Raw genomic sequence first — 17,975 nt, forward strand, 5'->3', positions numbered from 1 at the left:
GGTCTCCTCGGTCAGGCAGCTTGCGATGCAGCATGTTCGGCAGCCAGCTCGGCCGCGTGCGCGGCCTGCGGCACTTCGACGACGCGCTGCACGAAAATGCCCGGCGTCACGATGTGTTCCGGGTTCAGCCCGCCGAGCGGCACGACTTCCGACACCTGCACGATCGCGACCTTCGCGGCGCTCGCCATGATCGGCCCGAAGTTGCGCGCGGTCTTGCGATAGACGAGGTTGCCCCAGCGATCGCCCTTGTACGCCTTGACCAGCGCGAAATCGGCGTGGATCGGCGTCTCGAACACGTACGACTTGCCGTCGATCACACGCGTTTCCTTGCCTTCCGCGAGCTTCGTGCCGAAGCCGGTCGGCGTGAAGAAGCCGCCGATGCCGGCGCCCGCCGCGCGAATCCGCTCCGCGAGGTTGCCCTGCGGCACGAGCTCCAGCTCGATCTCGCCCGCGCGATACAGCGCGTCGAACACCTGCGAGTCGCTCTGGCGCGGGAACGAACAGATGATCTTGCGCACCCGCTTCGCCTTGAGCAGCGCCGCGAGGCCGGTCTCGCCGTTGCCCGCGTTGTTGTTGACGATCGTCAGGCCGCGCGCGCCCTGCTCGATCAGCGCGTCGATCAGCTCGGACGGCATGCCTGCCGTGCCGAACCCGCCGATCATGATGGTCGCGCCGTCGTGGACGTCCGCGACCGCCGATTGAAGCGATTCGAAAATCTTGTTGACCATGTCTCTTCCTGATACGAACCCGCGGCTCGATGCGCGGCCTGTCGAGGGGACACGCGCGTGTCGCGTGCCGCGTCGAAGGCCGTCGTCGACCTTCGGCATTTGTTCGATAGTCGAACCGAGATTCGATTAGCGAACGATTGGCCGATCATAGAGTCGCGCACAGCGCGTTGTCAAGGCGGGATCCCTCGGGGGGCGTCTGGTCGTCGAACGGCAGGCCGACGTAGTTTTCGGCGAGCGACTGCGCGGCGGCCCGCGAGCGCGTCACGTACTTCAGCTCGGCAAACTTCAGGCGATTGACGAACGGCGAGTCCTCCGGTGACGCATGCAGCATGTTCGTCATGAAGTACGAGAAATGTTCGGCGCGCCACACGCGTTCGAGACAGGTCGCCGAGTAGCGCTCGAGCGGCGTCGCGTCGCCGTTGCGGTAGCGGGCGCCGAGCGCGCGGGACAGCGCGCGGACGTCGGCCACCGCGAGGTTCATCCCCTTCGCGCCGGTCGGCGGCACGATGTGCGCGGCGTCGCCGGCGAGGAACAGGCGGCCGTGCTGCATCGTCTCCGACACGAAGCTGCGCATCGGCGTCACGCTCTTCTGCGTGATCCGGCCCTCGGTCGGCGTCCAGCCGGTGTCGTTCGAGAAGCGCGTGTGCAGTTCGTCCCAGATCCGCGCGTCGGACCATTCGGCGAGGTCTTCGTCGGGCTTGCACTGCAGGTAGAGGCGCGTGACCGTCGGCGAGCGCATCGAGAACAGTGCGAAACCGTTGTCGTGATGCGCGTAGACGAGTTCGTCGAGCGACGGTGCCGCGTCGGCGAGGATGCCGAGCCACGCGAACGGATAGACGCGCTCGAACGTGTTCAGCCGCTCGGCCGGAATCGTCTGGCGCGCGATGCCGTGAAAGCCGTCGCAGCCGGCGATGTAGTCGCAGTCGATGCGGTCTTCGCGGCCGTCGGCATGCTTGAACGTGACGAATGGGCGCTCGCTCTCGACATCGTGCAGCGCAACGTCGCTCACTTCGAAATGCATCGCGTGGCCGTGCTCGACGCCGGCCGCGATCAGGTCGCGCACCACTTCGTGCTGGCTGTAGACGGTGATCGCGCGCCCGCCGGTGAGCGCGCTCAGGTCGATGCGATGGCGCTGGCCCGAGAACAGCAGCTCGATGCCGTGGTGTTCGAGCCCTTCGCGGCGCATCCGGTCGCCGAGGCCGGCTTCGTTGAGCGTGTCGACCGTGCCCTGCTCCAGCACGCCGGCGCGGATGCGGTTCTCGCAATATTCGCGCGAACGCGCCTCGACGAGGATGGAATCCACGCCTTGCAGGCGCAGCAGATGGGAAAGCAAAAGGCCGGACGGACCGGCGCCGATGATGGCGACCTGGGTGCGCATTGTTCGTCTCCTGAACATTGGTTCGAGTAATGGAACCCATTTGAGCGCTTTCCCGACTATGCAGCAACGCGATTCAGGAGATATGTTGTATACGCTTTGAAGATACTGGCTCCCGTGATGGACACGCTCGATCTGAACCTGATTCCGTACCTCGTCGCGCTGGACGACACGCGCAACGTCAGCCGCGCTGGCGACCTGCTCGGCGTGAGCCAGCCGCGCGTGAGCACCGCGCTCGGCCGCCTGCGCGAGTATTTCGGCGATCCGCTGTTCGTGCGCACGTCGCGCGGGATGGAGCCGACGCCACGCGCGCTCGCGCTGCTGCCGGCCGCGCGCGATGCGCTCGCGCAGATCGAGCGCGGCCTCGTCGCGCCGCACGACTTCGATCCGGCGGCGAGCACGCATACGTTCTCGATCGCGCTGTCGGACGTCGGCGAGATCGTGTTCCTGCCGAAGCTGCTGCAGGCGTTCGCGACGCGCGCGCCGCACGCGAACCTGCGCTCGGTCTCGCTCGCACACGACGAAGTCGGCCGCGGCCTCGAAGCCGGCTCGATCGATCTCGCGGTCGGCTATTTCCCCGATCTCGACGGCAACAACTTCTTCCAGCAGCGTCTGTTTACACACCGGTTCGTCTGCCTGATGCGGCGCGGCCATCCGCTCGAACAGGCGCGCCCGTTCACGGCCGAGCAGTTCCTCGCATGCGGGCATGCGGTGGTGCGCGCCGAAGGGCGCAGCCAGGAGGTGCTCGAGAAATACCTCGCGAAGCAGCGCATGCAGCGCCGCGCGGTGCTCGAGACGCCGCACTTCATGAGCCTGCCGTTCATCCTGAGCCGCACCGACCTGATCGCGACGGTGCCGCACGCGATCGGCTATGCGTATGCGGCGGAGCACGCGTTCATCGTGCCGGTCGAGCCGCCGGTGCCGCTGCCGCGCTTCGACCTGAAGCAGCACTGGCATCGCAAGTTCCACAACGATCCGCGCACCGCGTGGCTGCGCGGCGTCGTCGCGTCGCTGTTCAACGACGAGCAGGACGAGTGGCCGAAGTGACGCGGGGTGTGCGGCAGGCCGCACGCACGACCCGCGAAAGCATGAAACAATGACCGGATATCCGCGCCGCCGCAGGCGGCCGCATTCGATGGAGCGACTAGATGGGTAAAAAGAACGCGCGGCCCGAGCCGGCCGCATCCCGGCCGAGCCGCGAAGAAGCGGAGGATGCCGTTCGCGTGCTGCTGCGCTGGGCCGGCGACGATCCCGCCCGCGAAGGGCTGCTCGACACGCCGGCGCGCGTCGTGCGCGCATACGAAGAGTTCTTCGCCGGCTATGCGCTGGAACCGCGCGACATCCTCGCGCGCACGTTCAGCGAAGTCGACGGCTACGACGAGATGATCGTGCTGAAGGACATCCGCTTCGAGAGCTACTGCGAGCACCACATGGTGCCGATCATCGGCCGCGCGCACGTCGCGTATCTGCCGAACCATCGCGTCGTCGGCATCTCGAAGCTCGCGCGTCTCGTCGACGCGTTTGCGAAGCGCCTGCAGATCCAGGAAAAGATGACCGTGCAGATCGCCGACACGCTGTTCGACGTGCTGCAGCCGAAGGGCGTCGGCGTGATCCTCGAAGCCGCGCACCAGTGCATCTCGACGCGCGGCATTCACAAGCCGGGCGTCGAAATGGTCACGTCGCGCATGCTCGGCACGTTCCGCACCGATCCGTCGACGCGGCGCGAATTCCTGTCGATCGTCGCCAATCCTTCTTCAGTCAACCTGACGAATACGTAATGCAGTCCACGAAGCAAGCGGCACACGCGCCGGTCGTGCTCGTGACCGGCGCCGCGCGCCGGGCCGGGCGCGCGTTCGCCGAGTATTTCGCCGCGCACGGCTATCGCACCGCGGTCCATTACGACCGCTCCGCCGATGCCGCGCAGGCGGCCGCCCGCACGATCGCCGAACGCGGGCATGATTCGGTCGCGTTGCAGGCCGACCTGTCGGATGCCGTGCAGATCACCGCACTGATCGACCAGGTCTATGCGCGCTTCGGCCGCCTCGACGTGCTGGTCAACAACGCGTCGGTGTTCTGGCAGGACCATTTCCCGAGCTTCGACCTTGCGGCATTCGACCAGGCCTGGGCCGTCAACTGCCGCGCGCCGATCCTGCTCACGCGCGCGTTCTACGAACGGGCCCGCGCGGCCGGCACGCAGGGCGTCGTCGTCAACGTGGTCGACCAGAAGATCAAGGAAAACTTCCACCGCGACCATTTCAGCTACACGGTCGCGAAGGCCGCGCTCGGCAACCTCACGCAGATGCTCGCGCTGTCGTCGTCGCCGGTGCTGCGCGTGAATGCGGTGTTCCCGGGGCTGATGCTGCCGAGCGACGACCAGACGCAGGCCGACTTCGAACACGCGAGCCGCGCGTCGACGCCGCTCGCGCGCATCGCCGGCCCCGACGACGTCGCGAGCGCGATCCTGCTGCTGACGGGCAGCGCGTACAACGGCGTGGATTTCGTCGTCGATGCGGGGCAGAACCTGATCCGCGTCGACCAGGACGTGCTCTACAAGCATCGCTCGCCGGCCGGCAAGCACTGACGAAGCGGGGGTGCGGCGGCAGCCGTGCACCCTCTTGGCACACCGGTATGCGGGTGTCGGCGCGCGCCTTCGCCTTCGCTGCGCCTGCGCCTGCGCCGCGCGAACGACAGTTTCGCCGTTCGCGCGCCGCGTTACGGCTTCTCGCCGCTGCCGCCTTCGCGGACCTTGCCCTGCGCGACGCTCGTGCCGGGCGGCACGCTGTGCGTAAGCCACACGTTGCCGCCGATCACCGAGCCGCGCCCGATCGTCACGCGGCCGAGAATGGTCGCGCCCGCATAGATCACCACGTCGTCCTCGACGATCGGATGCCGCGCGTTGCCCTTCACCAGCGTGCCGTCCCCATCGGCCGGGAAGCTCTTCGCGCCGAGCGTGACGGCCTGGTACACGCGCACGCGCTCGCCGATGATCGCGGTTTCGCCGATCACGACACCGGTGCCGTGATCGATGAAGAAGCTCGGGCCGATCTGCGCGCCCGGGTGAATGTCGATGCCGGTGGCCGAGTGCGCGATTTCATTGATGAAGCGGGCGAGCAGCGGCACACCGAGTTGGTGCAGCGCATGCGCGAGCCGATGGTGCATCATCGCGAACACGCCGGGATAGCACAGCAGGATCTCGGTGATGTGCTGCGCGGCCGGATCGCCCGCGTAGGCAGCCTGGATGTCGCTGACCAGCAGCGCGCGAACCGCCGGCAACTGCCGGCCGAACTCGCGCGCGATCTCGAACGCGCGTTCGTCGAGTTCCGCGAATGGCGTGTCCGCATGCTCAGGCAGGAACGGCAGCGCGCGGCGGATCTGTTCGGACAGGATCCGCAGCGTGCTTTCTAGCGTGTGGCCGACGTAGTAGTCGACGCTTTCGTCGGTCAGATCCGGCGCGCCGTAGTGCGTCGGGAACATCGACGCACGCAGGCCGGTGACGATCTTGCAGATCGCGTCGCGCGACGGCAGCTCGCGGATGCCGCGCGGATGACGCGTGCGGTGAAGTTCCTCGCGCGATTCGCGCAAGCCGGCAACGATTTCTTCGAGGCCCCACTGACGGGCGGGTGATGTCGACATATGCCAATGCAGGCAGCCGCGCGCGATCGCACGGCCGCTAATAAAGTGACGGGTTCCGCAAGATTACCGCGTTTTCGCCGGGCGGCGGCACGCCGGGGGATCGGCCGGACGGCCGCCGCTGCCGCCGCGCGACGGCGTCAGATCGTGACGCTGCTCGCGTCGATCCAGCGCACGGCCCAGTCGCGCGCATGCGCGATCGCGTCGCCTTCGTCGTTGAACTGGAGCTCGCTCGGGAAAAAACGGTTCGCGACGAGTTCCCCGTCACTCGATCGGGAGATCACGACGTAGGGCTTGAACGATCCGTCAGTGGCGCGCGCGGGCGCGCAATTCAACAGATAACCGCGGTGCGTGAAGGCAGTAGTCGCTTGCATGAATCCGCCACCTCTAGTCCCTTTGCTTGTTGTTCGCTACCCGTCTCTAAGGGTGCTGCGGCGCCCGGTGCGGGCAGAGTCGGCGCGTACTGCATCCCCTGTCGCCGCTTCGCAGGAAAAGAATCATACTCTGTAGAAAACGGGTGTTCTAGCTGAAATAAATCATGACAAATCAGTGCGCGCCACGCGACTGCGGCGATCGCCCGCGCACCATTTTCCCGTCTTGCCCGGAACGGGATTTGCTTCGATCCGGAGCGCTACGCCGCCAGGAGAGCCGTGATGGAAACGTCAGCTCAAGCGCACGCCGCGCATCCGCGCAGCATCGAACTCGACAACGACGACACGCACGACAGCACCGTCGACACCGACGGCAAGAATCGCGAGGCGGCGCGTCTCGCGAGCGGCAGCCCCTTCCCGCCCGACCAGATCACGGGCAGCAACGCGTCGCTCGTCAACGCGATGCCCGAGGCTGGTGACGGCTTCGCCGGCTTCGACAGCCGGCCGGGCGGCAATCATCCGGCGTTCGCGCTGCGGGCCGGCTACATGGTGATCGAGAAGGGGTTCGACGCGCCGTCGCACGCGGGCGACACGCCGTACGGCCCGGTTCACCGGATGTACGGCAGCGCGCACTGGCCCGGCCACGGACGCCGGCCGGAACGGGTGATCGAAATCACCGCGGTGCCGCGGTAACGCACGCAGCGTTTGAATCGATCGTTCGATCGGCGGGTTGAAGAGCGCCGACGGCCGATGGCGGCGGACCGGCGTGCGCGTTCGCGCGCCGGCCGGTCGCTCGGTGCGCAGGCGGTGCGATCTTCCGAATCGGCGCCGGAATCGATATCGGCGCCCGGTTCGGGTTCGGCACGCGGGATTTCACGACGCCGATGCATCGGCATTGATCGAAGTCACGTCATCGCGATACGGATGCGCTTCAATGCCCATTCGCGACCGCCGGCACGTCGCTGCAAAGTCCCCGCCGTTGGTTTACCCTGCCTCGCAGCGACGCACGGCCGGCCCGGCCGTTCGGCCGACTTCCGTTCAATCCGCCACTCGGAGACACTATGTACAAGCGCATTCTGGTTGCCATCGACGGCAGCGACACCGCACGCCACGCGTTCGACGCCGCCCTCGCGCTCGCAAAGGAGCACGGTGCCGAACTGCAGCCGTTCTACGTCGTCGAAAACGCCGCGATCTACTACAACGTGCCGGGCTACGACCCGTCCGTGCTGCGCGATCAGCTCATCGCGCAAGGCAATGCGCTCGCGGCGGATTTCACGAAGCTGATGCAGGCGGCCGGCGTGAAGGGCGAGACGCTGACGAGCGAGGCGTCGTCGCTCAACGACGTGTCGACGCTGATCCTCGACGGTGCGAGAGCATTCGGCGCCGACCTCCTCGTGCTCGGCACGCACGGCCGCCGCGGGTTCCGTCGCCTCGTGCTCGGCAGCATCGCCGAACAGTGCGTGCGGCATGCGACGCTGCCCGTGCTGCTGATCCCGGCCGCCGCGCATACGGACGATCAGGAAGGCTGAGCGGTGTCGGCATCGGCATCGGCGTGCGCGGCGCGGCGCGCACGCGCAGCGGCGTGCCTGCACGCAGGCCGCTGCAATGCCCGCGGCATGTGCGCGCGGTCGCGACGTTTTGTCGCCCGACAGCGGCAACTTGCGGTGGGACAATGATTCCGTCGATTCAATGCCGGAGTAAACGATCATGTTGACGCCCGTCGCCACACGCCCCGCCGTACCGTCCCATGCAGGCACCTGGGCGCCCCGCCAGGCCCCGCACTGCTCGTCGTGCGCAATGCGGCACCTGTGCATGCCGCAGGGCCTCGCACCCGACGCGCTCAGCCGCCTCGAATCGGTCATCTGCGCGGCACGCCCGGTCAAGCGCGGCGAAGCGCTGTTCCGCGAAGGCGACACCTTCGACAACCTGTACGCCGTGCGCTCGGGTTCGCTGAAAACCGTCGCCACGCGCCACGACGGCCGCGAGCAGGTCACCGGCCTGCACCTCGCGGGCGAGGCGCTCGGCCTCGACGGCATCTGCGACGACACGCACCCGCGCACCGCGGTCGCGCTGGAAGACAGCTCGGTCTGCGTGATTCCGTACAGCGCGCTCAAGTCGCTGTGCTCGGAAGCCGGCACGATGCAGCTGCGGATGCACAAGCTGATGAGCGAACAGATCGTGCGCGAAACGTCGCAGACCATGCTGCTCGGTTCGCTGAACGCCGAAGAGCGCGTCGCCGCATTCCTGCTCGACGTGTCGGCGCGTTACCTGAAGCGCGGTTACTCGCCGTCGGAATTCAACCTGCGGATGACGCGCGAAGACATCGGCAGCTACCTCGGCATGACGCTCGAAACGGTCAGCCGCACACTGTCGAAGTTCCAGAAGCGCGGCCTGATCGAAATGCACGGCCGCCTCGTGCAGATCGTCGACTTCGACGGCCTGCACCACGTCTGACCCCGCGCGGCGCGTGACCTGCGCGCCGACGCCGGCCGCCATTCGCCGCGCCCGCCTCGATCAGTCGAGAAACAGCGCGGCGCGCGCCTTCAGTGCCGCGCTGAAGTCGTCGAGCCAGCCGATCGACAGGCGCCAGCTCTGCCAGTACAGATCGATATCGACGGTCCGCCCGCGCGACATGTCGACCAGTTCGCCCGCCGCCAGTTGGCGATCGACCATCCGGTCCGGGCACATCCCCCATCCCAGCCCCGTTTCGCAAGCGCGCAGGTAGCCCGCGACGTGCGGGATCCAGTGTTGCGGCGGATCGAGATCCGCGCGCGTCACGCGCCGGACGAAGCGCGCCTGCAAGCCGTCCTTCGAATTGAACATCACGCACGGCGCGCGGCGCAGCGCATCGCGCGTGATGCCCGCACCAAAATAGCGCGCGTAAAACGCCGGCGAACACACCGCGCGATAGCGGATACGCCCGAGCCGCGTCGACCGGCATCCCTGGATCGGCTCGGCCTGCGCGGTCACCGCGCCCTGCACGCTGCCATCGCGAATTCGCGCGGCCGTATGGTCCTGGTCGTCGATCACGAGGTCGAGCAAGGTCTCGCGCTCGGTGCAGAACGGCCCGACCGCATCGATGAACCAGGTCGCGACGCTGTCGTCGTTGACGGCGACACGCAACGTCGGCCATGCGCTCGCGATCTGGCCCGGCAAGGCGGGCATCCGGCCGCCCAGTTCGGCCTCGAGCAATTGCACGCGCTCGGTATGCCGGCACAGCAGCGCACCCGACGTCGTCGCGACGCACGGCTGCCCGCGCTTGACGAGCACGCTGCCGACACGCTCCTCCAGCAGTTTCACGCGCTGCGATACCGCCGACGGCGTGACGTTCAGCTCCTTGGCCGCCCGCTCGAACGAACCGTGCCGGATCACCGCCGCGAGGGCATCGAGCAATGCGTAGTCGAGCATTAGATTTCCTTAATCTGCATTAGGTGAATTAGCTTCTCTTATGTCTCAGCTCACCGCAGACTAGCGCCAACCGATTCACCCGTCTACTGCGTCACCGCTCCCCATCATGAACTGGATCGCTTTTTCCCACGGCGCCGCTCTGTGCGGGTCGCTCATCGTCACCATCGGCGCGCAGAACGCATTCGTGCTCCGGCAAGGCATCATGCGCTCGCATGTCGGCAAGATCGTGCTGCTGTGCGCGCTGTCCGACATGATCCTGATCGGCGCGGGCGTCGGCGGCGCGTCGGTCCTCGTCGAACGCTATCCGACCTTCGTCCACATGGTGCTGTACGTCGGCCTCGCGTATCTCGCATGGTTCGGCTTCAACGCGCTGCGTCGCGCGTTCAAGCCGGGACACGCAACGCTCGACGTGCGCGGCGACGCCGTCGCGCCGCCGCCGCAGAGCGCGGTCGCGATCGTGCTGATGACGCTCGCGTTCACGTGGCTCAACCCGCACGTGTATCTCGATACGTTCCTGCTGATCGGCACGGCCGGTGCGCGAGAGCCGGAAGGCACGCGGCTGGCGTTCGCGATCGGCGCGATGTCGGTCAGCGTCGTGTGGTTCCTCGGGCTCGGATACGGTGCGCGACTGCTCGCGCCGTGGTTCCGCAAGGCCGTCGCGTGGCGCGTGCTGGACGGCGCGATCGGCAGCATGGTGCTGTTCCTGGCGGCCGTGCAGTTGCGATAACGGCCTCGGTGAATGATCGATCGCGGGCGGCAACTTGCCGCCCGCTTTTCGTTCCGCTGCGGCGAAGCGGCCAGCTCCGCCCGTCTCTCCCGTTGCCGCGCCCGGCCGCAACAAAATTCGGTTCCCGATCGAACGCGGCGGCACGAATGACCCACGCAGCAGACGATGCGTCCGCCGTCCGCTGCAATTCCTCCGTCTTCACGGCCGCGCGCCCGCTGCACGAATCCGGTCGATCGGCGAGAATGTTCCAGCGTCCCGCGACAACGGCGAACGTGCTTCACCCGACCGCCGTCCCGTCGCATTCATCGCGGCCAATCCCGTCGCTCCAACCCGTCACCCTTCAGATTCCGGAGAGCAACATGGCACTACGCACCCTCGGCACCTCGGACATCCAGGTTTCCCCGCTCGCCTTCGGCGGCAACGTCTTCGGCTGGACCGTCGACGAAAACGCATCGTTTGCGCTGCTCGACGCGCTCGCCGACACCGGCATCAACTTCATCGACACGGCCGACGTCTATTCGGCCTGGGTGCCCGGCAACCGCGGCGGCGAATCGGAGACGATCATCGGCAAGTGGCTGAAGCGTTCCGGCAAGCGCGACCAGGTCGTGATCGCGACCAAGGTCGGCCTGCTAGACGCGCGTGCGGGCCTCACGAAAGACAACATCCTGAAGGCCGCCGACGATTCGCTGCGCCGCCTGCAGACCGACTACATCGACCTGTACTTTTCGCACCGCGATCTGGCCGACACGGCCCCGCTCGAAGAAACGCTCGCCGCATACCAGACGCTGATCGACGCGGGCAAGGTGCGCATCATCGGCGCGTCGAACTACAGCGGCGCGCGCCTGCGCGAAGCCGCCGACATCAGCAAGCGCGACGGCCTGCCCGCGTACCAGGTGATCCAGCCGGAATACAACCTGATCAACCGCGCCGACTACGAGCGCGATCTCGAACCGGTCGTGCGCGACCTGCAGCTCGGCGTCGTCAACTACTACGCGCTCGCGAGCGGCTTCCTGTCGGGCAAGTACCGCAGCGAGGCCGACCTGAAGAAGAGCGTGCGCGGCGATCGCGTCGCCCGCTATCTCGATGCGCGCGGCCTGCGCATTCTCGCGGCGCTCGACGATGTGTCGGCGAAGCACGGCACGCAGCCGGCCGCGATCGCGCTCGCATGGCAGATCGCGCGGCCGACGATCACCGCGCCGATCGCGAGCGCGACGTCGCTCGAACAGCTCGCGCTGCTCGGCGAGGCGATTCGCGTGCGGCTCGACGATGAGGACATTCGGAAGATCGACGCGGCCAGCGCGGTCTGACGTCGCGTACAAGCAGATGACGGCTTGAATCGCGGCGTTTCGCGCTTCAAGCCGCCGGTGCGAGGCGCGGGTGACGCGAACAGGGACGTCGGCATCGCTCACGCCGCGCGCGCGGGAAGAGCGCCGCGAATCACTCGACCGGCGCGCGGTTTCGGCAATGCGATCCGACAACACGCGCTTCTGTTCCAACTCAACGAAAAAAGTCCACGACACACCGCTGCCCCAGGTCTTCGGCGGCACGCAAACATGCATACCGCCATCGCTTGGCCAGCGCGCGAGATGCGAGCTCGACGAATCACGCGACCACCGCGCAGCTTCAACGAGACGATCCGGCGGCACGCGACTTTTATTCCGTATAACGAAGCAGCTGCGCGTCTCACCGTTCGAACCGAACCGAACCGAACAACATACCCCGCACACGCCCGCACGTTTTGCCTTTCCCGGCCATATTCGTTGACTCACACGGACATCCGGCCGCAACGCGCCGCCGCAAGCGCATCCCGGGCCCGCCCCGGGTCTTTCACCGATTGACCGCGCCCGCCGGCGTATCCGAGACTGCGCCGCTCGGGCGGTCATTGGGAGGACGTCATGCCGGACATCAGCACGGGAATCGTGTCGATCTCGACGCGCGCCGTACGCGGCGACGAACGCGTCGACTTCTGGGTCGACCATGTCGCCCGCTCGCTCGTGCGCATCGAATGCAGCGGCAAATCGTCCGAAGGCATCGACGCGTCGCTGCGCAAGCGCGACCTGGGGCTGCTGGGGGTGTGCGACATCGTCGCGAACCGGCATGCGGTCGTGCGCACGCCGCACAACATCCACGCGGACCCGCGCGACGCCGTGTTCGTGTGCCTGATGCACGAAGGGCAGGGCTATACGTTCCAGGACGTCGAGTGCATCCAGCATGCGCCCGGCGACATCGTGCTGTACGACACGTCGATGCCGTACGGTCACGGCTTTCCCGCGAATATGGCGATGACCGTGCTCGACGTGCCGCGCGACGTGTTCGAAGCGCACGTGGGCCCGTGGCGCCATCGCAGCGTCGTCAAGATCGACCGCGACGACGGCGTCACGTCGTGGGCCGCGCGGCAGCTCTACGCACTGCTCGCCGAACCGCACGAATCGATGCCCACCGCGCGCGAACGGCGCGCCGCCGCGATGCTCGACCTGATGCAGTCGATGCTGCGGCTGCGCGAAGGCGACGCGTCGCCGACCAAGTCGACCGTCCACACGCTGTCGCGCGCGAAGGCATTCATCGACAGCCATCTCGCCGACGACGATCTCGATACCCGGTCGGTCAGCCGCGCGATCAACCTGTCGCCGCGCCAACTCGCGCGCATCTTCGAAATCGAAGGGATGCCGCTCACGCGCTACATCCTCGCGCGGCGTCTCGAACGCTGCCGCGCCGACCTGCGCGACCGATCGCTGAAACACCTGACGGTCAGCGAAATCGCGTTCCGCTGGGGCTTCAACAACAGCGCGCACTTCAGCCGCAGCTATCGCGCGCGCTTCGGCGAGACGCCGAGCGACACGCGCGCGCCGGGCAACCCGCGCTAGCCACTCGTCGCCGGGTTCTCCCGCTGCGCAATCCACGGCCAATGGTCAGCGCAACGAGATCGCTGCATGAGCCGCCGCGGCGCGCCGCCGTGTCCGCGCGAAGCAAGCCCGGCGTCCGCCCCGGTCAAACGGGGACACGCGCCCGTCGCTAAGCTGGCTTCCTGCGCGGCGGTGCTCGTTCCGCCGCCTGACAGCGAGGAGACAAAGCGGGATGGAGACGTACGACCATATCGTCGTCGGCGGCGGTTCGGCCGGCTGCACGGTGGCACATCGACTGGTGAAGGCCGGCAGGCGCGTGCTGCTGCTCGAGGACGGCCCGAAGGACGACAGCCTGTTCATCCGGATTCCGGCGACGTTCATCCGCGTGCTCGGCACGCAGCGCACGGTCACGTTCGAAAGCGAGCCGCAGGCCGGCGCGGCGGGACGCAGGACCTACGTGCCGCAGGGCCGCACGCTCGGCGGCGGCAGTTCGGTCAACGCGATGCTGTACGTGCGCGGCACGCGCGCCGACTACGACGAATGGGCCGCGCTCGGCTGCACGGGCTGGCGCTGGAGCGACGTGCTGCCGGTGTTCAAGCGCGCCGAGTCGCACCTGCGGCTGTCCGAGCCGTTCCACGGCACCGACGGGCCGCTGAAGGTCGGCGACACGCGCTTCCGGCATCCGCTGAGCCTGGCGTTCGTGAAGGCCGCGCAGGAAACCGGCATCGCGTACAACGACGATTTCAACGGCGCCGCGCAGCACGGCGCCGGCTTCTACCACACGACGATTTTCGACGGGCAGCGCGGCAGCACCGCGGCGACCTATCTCGCCGACGCGCTCGGCGACCCGAACCTGCGCGTGCTGACCGGCTGCCGCGTGACCCGCGTGCGTTTCGACGGCCGGCGCGCGACCGGCGTCGAATGGCGGATGGAGAACGGCGCGACCGGCTCGGCCACCTCCCGCGCCGACGTCGTACTCGCCGCCGGCGCGCTCAGTACGCCGAAGCTGCTGATGCTGTCGGGCATCGGACCCGGCGCGCACCTGCGCGCGCACGGCATCGACGTGCTGCACGACAGCCCGGAAGTCGGCGCGAATTTCCAGGACCATCTCGAGGTCTCGATCTACGGCTACAGCCACTCGCCGATCAGCCTGTTCGGCGAGGATCGCGGGCTGAAGGCGCTGCGGCACGGGCTGCAATGGATGCTGACCCGCACGGGCCTGCTGACGTCGAACGTCGTCGAATCCGGCGCGTTCGTCGATACGACCGGCAGCGGCCGCCCCGACATCCAGTTCCACGTGCTGCCGACGCTCGTCGGCGACGTCGATCGCGCACCGCTGCCGGGCCACGGCCTGTCGATCAATCCGTGCCTGTTGCGGCCGCGTTCGCGCGGCTCGGTGCAACTGCGCGGCAACGATCCGGCCGTGCCGATCCGGTTCGACAGCGGCGCACTGTCGGATCCGGCGGACGTCGACGGCCTCGTGCGCGGCGTCGCGCTCGCCCGGAAGATCATCCGCGCGCCGTCGCTCGCCCGCATCGTCCGCGAAGCCGAAGCGCTGACCGACGACGCGCTGGCCGACTACGTGCGGTGCCGCGCGAAAACCGTCTATCACCCGGCCGGCACCTGCCGGATGGGGAGCGACGAAACCGCGGTCGTGACGCCGCGTCTCGCGGTGCAAGGGATCGACGGATTGCGGATCTGCGACGCATCGGTGATGCCGCGCATCGTATCGGGCAACACGAACGCGCCGACGATCATGATCGCGGAACGCTGTGCCGAGTTCATGCTCGCGGAGTGACGCGGCGACTCACGCCGCGACCGGCATGCAATGAAAACGAAAGCGGCGCGTGAGCCACGCGCCGCGTCGGCATCGGTTCCGCTGCTTCAACGTCAAGCGCTGCGCAGCGCCATCGGCGACGCACCGTAGCGCTCGCGAATCGCACGGCTGAAGTGCGCCTGGCTGGAGAAGCCCCACCGAAACGCGATCTCGCCGATGCTCGTCTTGCGCAGGCGCGCGTCGGTCAGCTCGCGATGCGCATGCGTCAGCCGCTCGGACCAGATGTGCTGCGTGATCGACTCGCCTTCGGCCGCGAAGAGCCGGCCCAGGTGCCGCAACGACAGCCCGACCGCATCGGCCACCGCCTGTGGCCCGAGCTCCGGATCGCCGAGATGGGTCGCGATGTACTGCTTCGCGGTCAGCAGGTACGACAGCGACGCGCGCGATGCGCGTGCGCCGTTCACTTCGGCGTCGATGAGTTCCGCGACCAGCATGCGCGTGTGTTCGACGAAGCGCGCGGCGTCGTCTTCGACCGGCGCCTTCATGAAGCGCTCGACGCTCGCGCGCAGTGTCGCGCCGAGCATCGCGCCCGCACCCGGTTTCGGCGCGATCCGCAACGGCAGCGCCGCCAGCTCCGCGTCGAATCGATCGTCGAACGTGGCAATCGGGATATCGATCAGCAATTGCCGCATCGGCGTCAGGAATCCGAACAGATAGGGCACGCGCGTATCGTACACGACGATGTCGCCGGCTTCCGCGAGCAGGCAGCGCTCGCGCTGGATGAAATACGCGCGACCGCTCAGGATCTGGCACGCAAACAGCGACTCCTTCGGCAACTGGCGCACCAGCGCGGGGCTGCGCTCGATCACGTGATCGCGCCCGCTGATGTCGGCCACGCCGAGCCCCGGCAGCGCGAGATCGGTCTTCTCGACCTCGAGCCCGGCCGGCGACAGCGACGAGCAGCGCAGGCCGACCAGCGTCGCGGCGTTGAACGCATCCCAGTAGGCCATCCGGTCGCGCACCGGCACGTCGGCTGTCGAGCCGCGCGTGCATGAAAGAACGGTCGAATTCGTCACGTCGCCTCCTGCGGGCGCCCGTCGTGCGGAGCGGCACGGATTGGGGGATGGTGCGTCTGGTTGTTGTTGCGGTGCGATGTCCGGCCGGATCAAGCAATTCGTCCAGCCCAGTCAAGAGCGGCGCGCACCGGCTGGCTAAAGTCGACCCCACGACACCTAACCACAAGGAGACGAACCGTGGTCGACCAAGCCGTATCCGAATTCTGGCAAAACATCGCGCCGATTGCCAATCCGTTCAAGCCCGATGCGCTGCCGGAAGCGTACATCCCGAACGCGGCCACCGAGGACACGCGCTATTACGTTCCGTTCACCGAAACGGTTTCGTCGCGGCCGCTGTGGATCTCGCCGTCGCAGAACAAATGGTGCGACATCCTGATGGCGAAGGAAGCCGGGCTCGTGAACCGGCACTACCACCCGCACGAGGTGTTCGCTTACACGCTGTCCGGCAAGTGGGGCTACCTGGAGCACGAATGGACCGCGACGCGCGGCGATTTCGTGTATGAAACGCCCGGCGAAGGCCACACGCTCGTCGCGTTCGATCATCCGGAACCGATGCGCGCGTTCTTCATCGTCAAGGGCCCGCTGATCTGGCTCGACGACGAAGGCAACCCCGACGGCTACTTCGACGTGCATTCGTACATCGCGATGTGCAAGGCGCATTACGAGAAGGTCGGCCTCGGCGCGCACGCGATCGAGAAGCTGTTCCGCTGACGCGCGACGAGGCCGCCCATGACATCCCGCCCTTCCCCCAAACTCGCATGGACGTACGAGAACAGGCTGCTGCTGATCCTGTTCATGACGTTCGGCTTCGTGTTCTTCGACCGCCTCGCGCTGTCGTTCCTGTTCCCGTTCATGTCGGCCGAACTGCACCTGTCGAATACGCAGCTCGGCATGGTTTCGTCCGCGCTCGCGCTCACGTGGGCGCTGTCGGGCGCCGCGACCGGCGCGTGGTCCGATGCGCGCGGCACGCGCAAGCCGCTGTTGATCGCGGCCGTGCTCGGCTTTTCCGTATGCTCGGCGCTGTCGGGGCTCGTCGGCGGCTTCGCGAGCCTGATCGCGTTCCGCGCGCTGATGGGCATCGCCGAGGGCCCCGTGCTGCCGCTGTCGCAATCGCTGATGGTCGAGAGCTCGACGCCGAGCCGCCGCGGGCTGAACATGGGCCTGCTGCAGGGCTCGGCCGCCGGCCTGCTCGGCGCGATGATCGGCCCGCCCGTCGTGATCGGCATCGCGACCGCCTACGGCTGGCGCGAGGCGTTCTACGTGTCGTGCGTGCCCGGCTTCCTGATCGCGTTCTGCATCTGGCGCTGGGTGCGCGAGGTGCCGCCCGGCGGCGTACGGCACGCACAGGCCGAAGACGCGGCCACGCACGGTACGCAGACGGCCGGCGGCACCGCGATCGACCGCTGGGCGCTGCTGAAGGAGCGCAACATCCTGCTCTGCGTGCTGATCAGCTGCTTCTTCCTCACGTGGTTCATCGTGATCATCTCGTTCGCGCCGGTCTTCCTCGTCGAGAGCCGCCACCTGTCCCCGGCCGACATGGGCGTCGTGATGACGTGCCTCGGCGCCGCGTGGGTGTTCTGGGGCTTCGCGGTGCCGGCGATCTCCGACCGGATCGGTCGCAAGCCGACGATGATCGCGTTCGCGCTGATCGCCGCCGCCTGCCCGGTCGTGATGATCCACGTCGATTCGCTCTGGGCGCTCGGCGCGCTCGTGTTCGTCACGTACACCGGCCTCGGCTGCTTCACGCTGTTCATGGCGACGATCCCGGCCGAAACGGTGCCGCCCCGCGCGATCGCCAGCGCGCTCGGCCTGATCATGGGCGCGGGCGAGCTGATCGGCGGCTTCGTCGCGCCGACCGTCGCGGGCTTCGCGGCCGACAAGTACGGCCTGCAGTTCGCGATGTGGACGTCGGCCGCCGGCGCGATCCTCGCGTGCGTGCTGTCGTTCGGCCTGGTCGAAACCGCGCCCGCGGTGCTGCGCAAGCGCGCGCGCGCCGATGCCGCTCCCCGTCTCGATACGCAAAACCTCGGAGGACGCTGA

At 67.7% G+C, this 17,975-nt stretch carries 18 protein-coding genes; 12 read left to right on the forward strand and 6 right to left on the reverse strand.

Annotated elements, in window-relative coordinates:
- Positions 1 to 11 precede the first annotated feature (11 nt).
- Together DID98_RS30475 and pobA are read right to left on the reverse strand one after the other, a co-directional pair.
- Positions 12 to 728 (reverse strand): 3-oxoacid CoA-transferase subunit A, encoded by a 717-nt coding sequence (locus tag DID98_RS30475; RefSeq protein WP_124489018.1) that lies wholly within the window; start codon positions 726 to 728, stop codon positions 12 to 14.
- A gap of 145 nt (positions 729 to 873) precedes the next feature.
- Positions 874 to 2,106 (reverse strand): 4-hydroxybenzoate 3-monooxygenase, encoded by a 1,233-nt coding sequence (gene pobA / locus DID98_RS30480; protein WP_044846459.1) that lies wholly within the window; start codon positions 2,104 to 2,106, stop codon positions 874 to 876.
- 117 nt (positions 2,107 to 2,223) lie between these two features.
- Between pobA and DID98_RS30485 the strand changes: the two genes are divergently transcribed.
- From DID98_RS30485 to DID98_RS30495, 3 genes are all read left to right on the forward strand, one after another.
- A complete protein-coding gene (locus DID98_RS30485; RefSeq protein WP_044846460.1) occupies positions 2,224 to 3,150 on the forward strand; it encodes a LysR family transcriptional regulator in 927 nt (308 codons plus the stop codon).
- Between the two features lie 101 nt (positions 3,151 to 3,251).
- Positions 3,252 to 3,881, forward strand: coding sequence for a GTP cyclohydrolase I FolE (gene folE, locus DID98_RS30490; RefSeq protein WP_044846461.1), 630 nt, complete (start codon positions 3,252 to 3,254; stop codon positions 3,879 to 3,881).
- A complete protein-coding gene (locus DID98_RS30495) occupies positions 3,881 to 4,684 on the forward strand; it encodes an SDR family oxidoreductase (RefSeq protein WP_124524120.1) in 804 nt (267 codons plus the stop codon). The genes folE and DID98_RS30495 overlap by 1 nt, the downstream gene beginning before the upstream one ends.
- Positions 4,685 to 4,815: 131 nt before the next feature.
- Here DID98_RS30495 and epsC read toward each other — a convergent pair whose 3' ends face one another.
- Positions 4,816 to 5,736 carry a serine O-acetyltransferase EpsC gene (gene epsC / locus DID98_RS30500; RefSeq protein WP_124524118.1) on the reverse strand — a complete coding sequence of 307 codons (921 nt, stop codon included), beginning with the start codon at positions 5,734 to 5,736 and terminating at the stop codon, positions 4,816 to 4,818.
- Positions 5,737 to 5,873: 137 nt separating this feature from the next.
- Positions 5,874 to 6,107, reverse strand: coding sequence for a hypothetical protein (locus DID98_RS30505; RefSeq protein WP_044846464.1), 234 nt, complete (start codon positions 6,105 to 6,107; stop codon positions 5,874 to 5,876).
- 279 nt (positions 6,108 to 6,386) lie between these two features.
- Here DID98_RS30505 and DID98_RS30510 point away from each other — a divergent pair, with 279 nt between their 5' ends.
- The 3 genes from DID98_RS30510 to fnr all read left to right on the forward strand — a co-directional run bounded on the left by DID98_RS30510 (position 6,387) and on the right by fnr (position 8,558).
- Complete coding sequence (locus DID98_RS30510) at positions 6,387 to 6,797, forward strand: DUF3005 domain-containing protein (RefSeq protein ID WP_124524116.1); 411 nt, start codon at positions 6,387 to 6,389, stop codon at positions 6,795 to 6,797.
- A gap of 368 nt (positions 6,798 to 7,165) precedes the next feature.
- Positions 7,166 to 7,633 carry a universal stress protein gene (locus DID98_RS30515; RefSeq protein ID WP_124524114.1) on the forward strand — a complete coding sequence of 156 codons (468 nt, stop codon included), beginning with the start codon at positions 7,166 to 7,168 and terminating at the stop codon, positions 7,631 to 7,633.
- Between the two features lie 178 nt (positions 7,634 to 7,811).
- The gene (gene fnr, locus DID98_RS30520; RefSeq protein WP_044846467.1) at positions 7,812 to 8,558 is read left to right on the forward strand and encodes a fumarate/nitrate reduction transcriptional regulator Fnr; all 747 of its coding nucleotides are present in this window, start codon (positions 7,812 to 7,814) and stop codon (positions 8,556 to 8,558) included.
- A gap of 60 nt (positions 8,559 to 8,618) precedes the next feature.
- Here fnr and DID98_RS30525 read toward each other — a convergent pair whose 3' ends face one another.
- A complete protein-coding gene (locus DID98_RS30525; RefSeq protein WP_124524112.1) occupies positions 8,619 to 9,512 on the reverse strand; it encodes a LysR family transcriptional regulator ArgP in 894 nt (297 codons plus the stop codon).
- 106 nt (positions 9,513 to 9,618) lie between these two features.
- Here DID98_RS30525 and DID98_RS30530 point away from each other — a divergent pair, with 106 nt between their 5' ends.
- From DID98_RS30530 to DID98_RS30545, 4 genes are all read left to right on the forward strand, one after another.
- Positions 9,619 to 10,239 (forward strand): LysE/ArgO family amino acid transporter, encoded by a 621-nt coding sequence (locus DID98_RS30530; protein WP_124489010.1) that lies wholly within the window; start codon positions 9,619 to 9,621, stop codon positions 10,237 to 10,239.
- 359 nt (positions 10,240 to 10,598) lie between these two features.
- Complete coding sequence (locus tag DID98_RS30535; RefSeq protein ID WP_124489009.1) at positions 10,599 to 11,546, forward strand: aldo/keto reductase; 948 nt, start codon at positions 10,599 to 10,601, stop codon at positions 11,544 to 11,546.
- 588 nt (positions 11,547 to 12,134) lie between these two features.
- Positions 12,135 to 13,103, forward strand: coding sequence for a helix-turn-helix domain-containing protein (locus tag DID98_RS30540; protein ID WP_124524110.1), 969 nt, complete (start codon positions 12,135 to 12,137; stop codon positions 13,101 to 13,103).
- Positions 13,104 to 13,290: 187 nt separating this feature from the next.
- Positions 13,291 to 14,880 carry a GMC family oxidoreductase gene (locus DID98_RS30545; RefSeq protein WP_409333461.1) on the forward strand — a complete coding sequence of 530 codons (1,590 nt, stop codon included), beginning with the start codon at positions 13,291 to 13,293 and terminating at the stop codon, positions 14,878 to 14,880.
- A gap of 92 nt (positions 14,881 to 14,972) precedes the next feature.
- On the opposite strand, the gene DID98_RS30550 is transcribed toward DID98_RS30545, so the two are convergent.
- A complete protein-coding gene (locus tag DID98_RS30550) occupies positions 14,973 to 15,935 on the reverse strand; it encodes a helix-turn-helix domain-containing protein (protein WP_124524106.1) in 963 nt (320 codons plus the stop codon).
- A gap of 177 nt (positions 15,936 to 16,112) precedes the next feature.
- Here DID98_RS30550 and DID98_RS30555 point away from each other — a divergent pair, with 177 nt between their 5' ends.
- Complete coding sequence (locus DID98_RS30555; RefSeq protein WP_124524104.1) at positions 16,113 to 16,646, forward strand: 2,4'-dihydroxyacetophenone dioxygenase family protein; 534 nt, start codon at positions 16,113 to 16,115, stop codon at positions 16,644 to 16,646.
- Positions 16,647 to 16,664: 18 nt separating this feature from the next.
- Entirely contained in the window at positions 16,665 to 17,975 is a 1,311-nt protein-coding gene (locus tag DID98_RS30560; RefSeq protein WP_124524102.1) for an MFS transporter, read from the forward strand.

This window comes from Burkholderia sp. Bp8984, assembly GCF_003853755.1.
Lineage (GTDB): Bacteria > Pseudomonadota > Gammaproteobacteria > Burkholderiales > Burkholderiaceae > Burkholderia.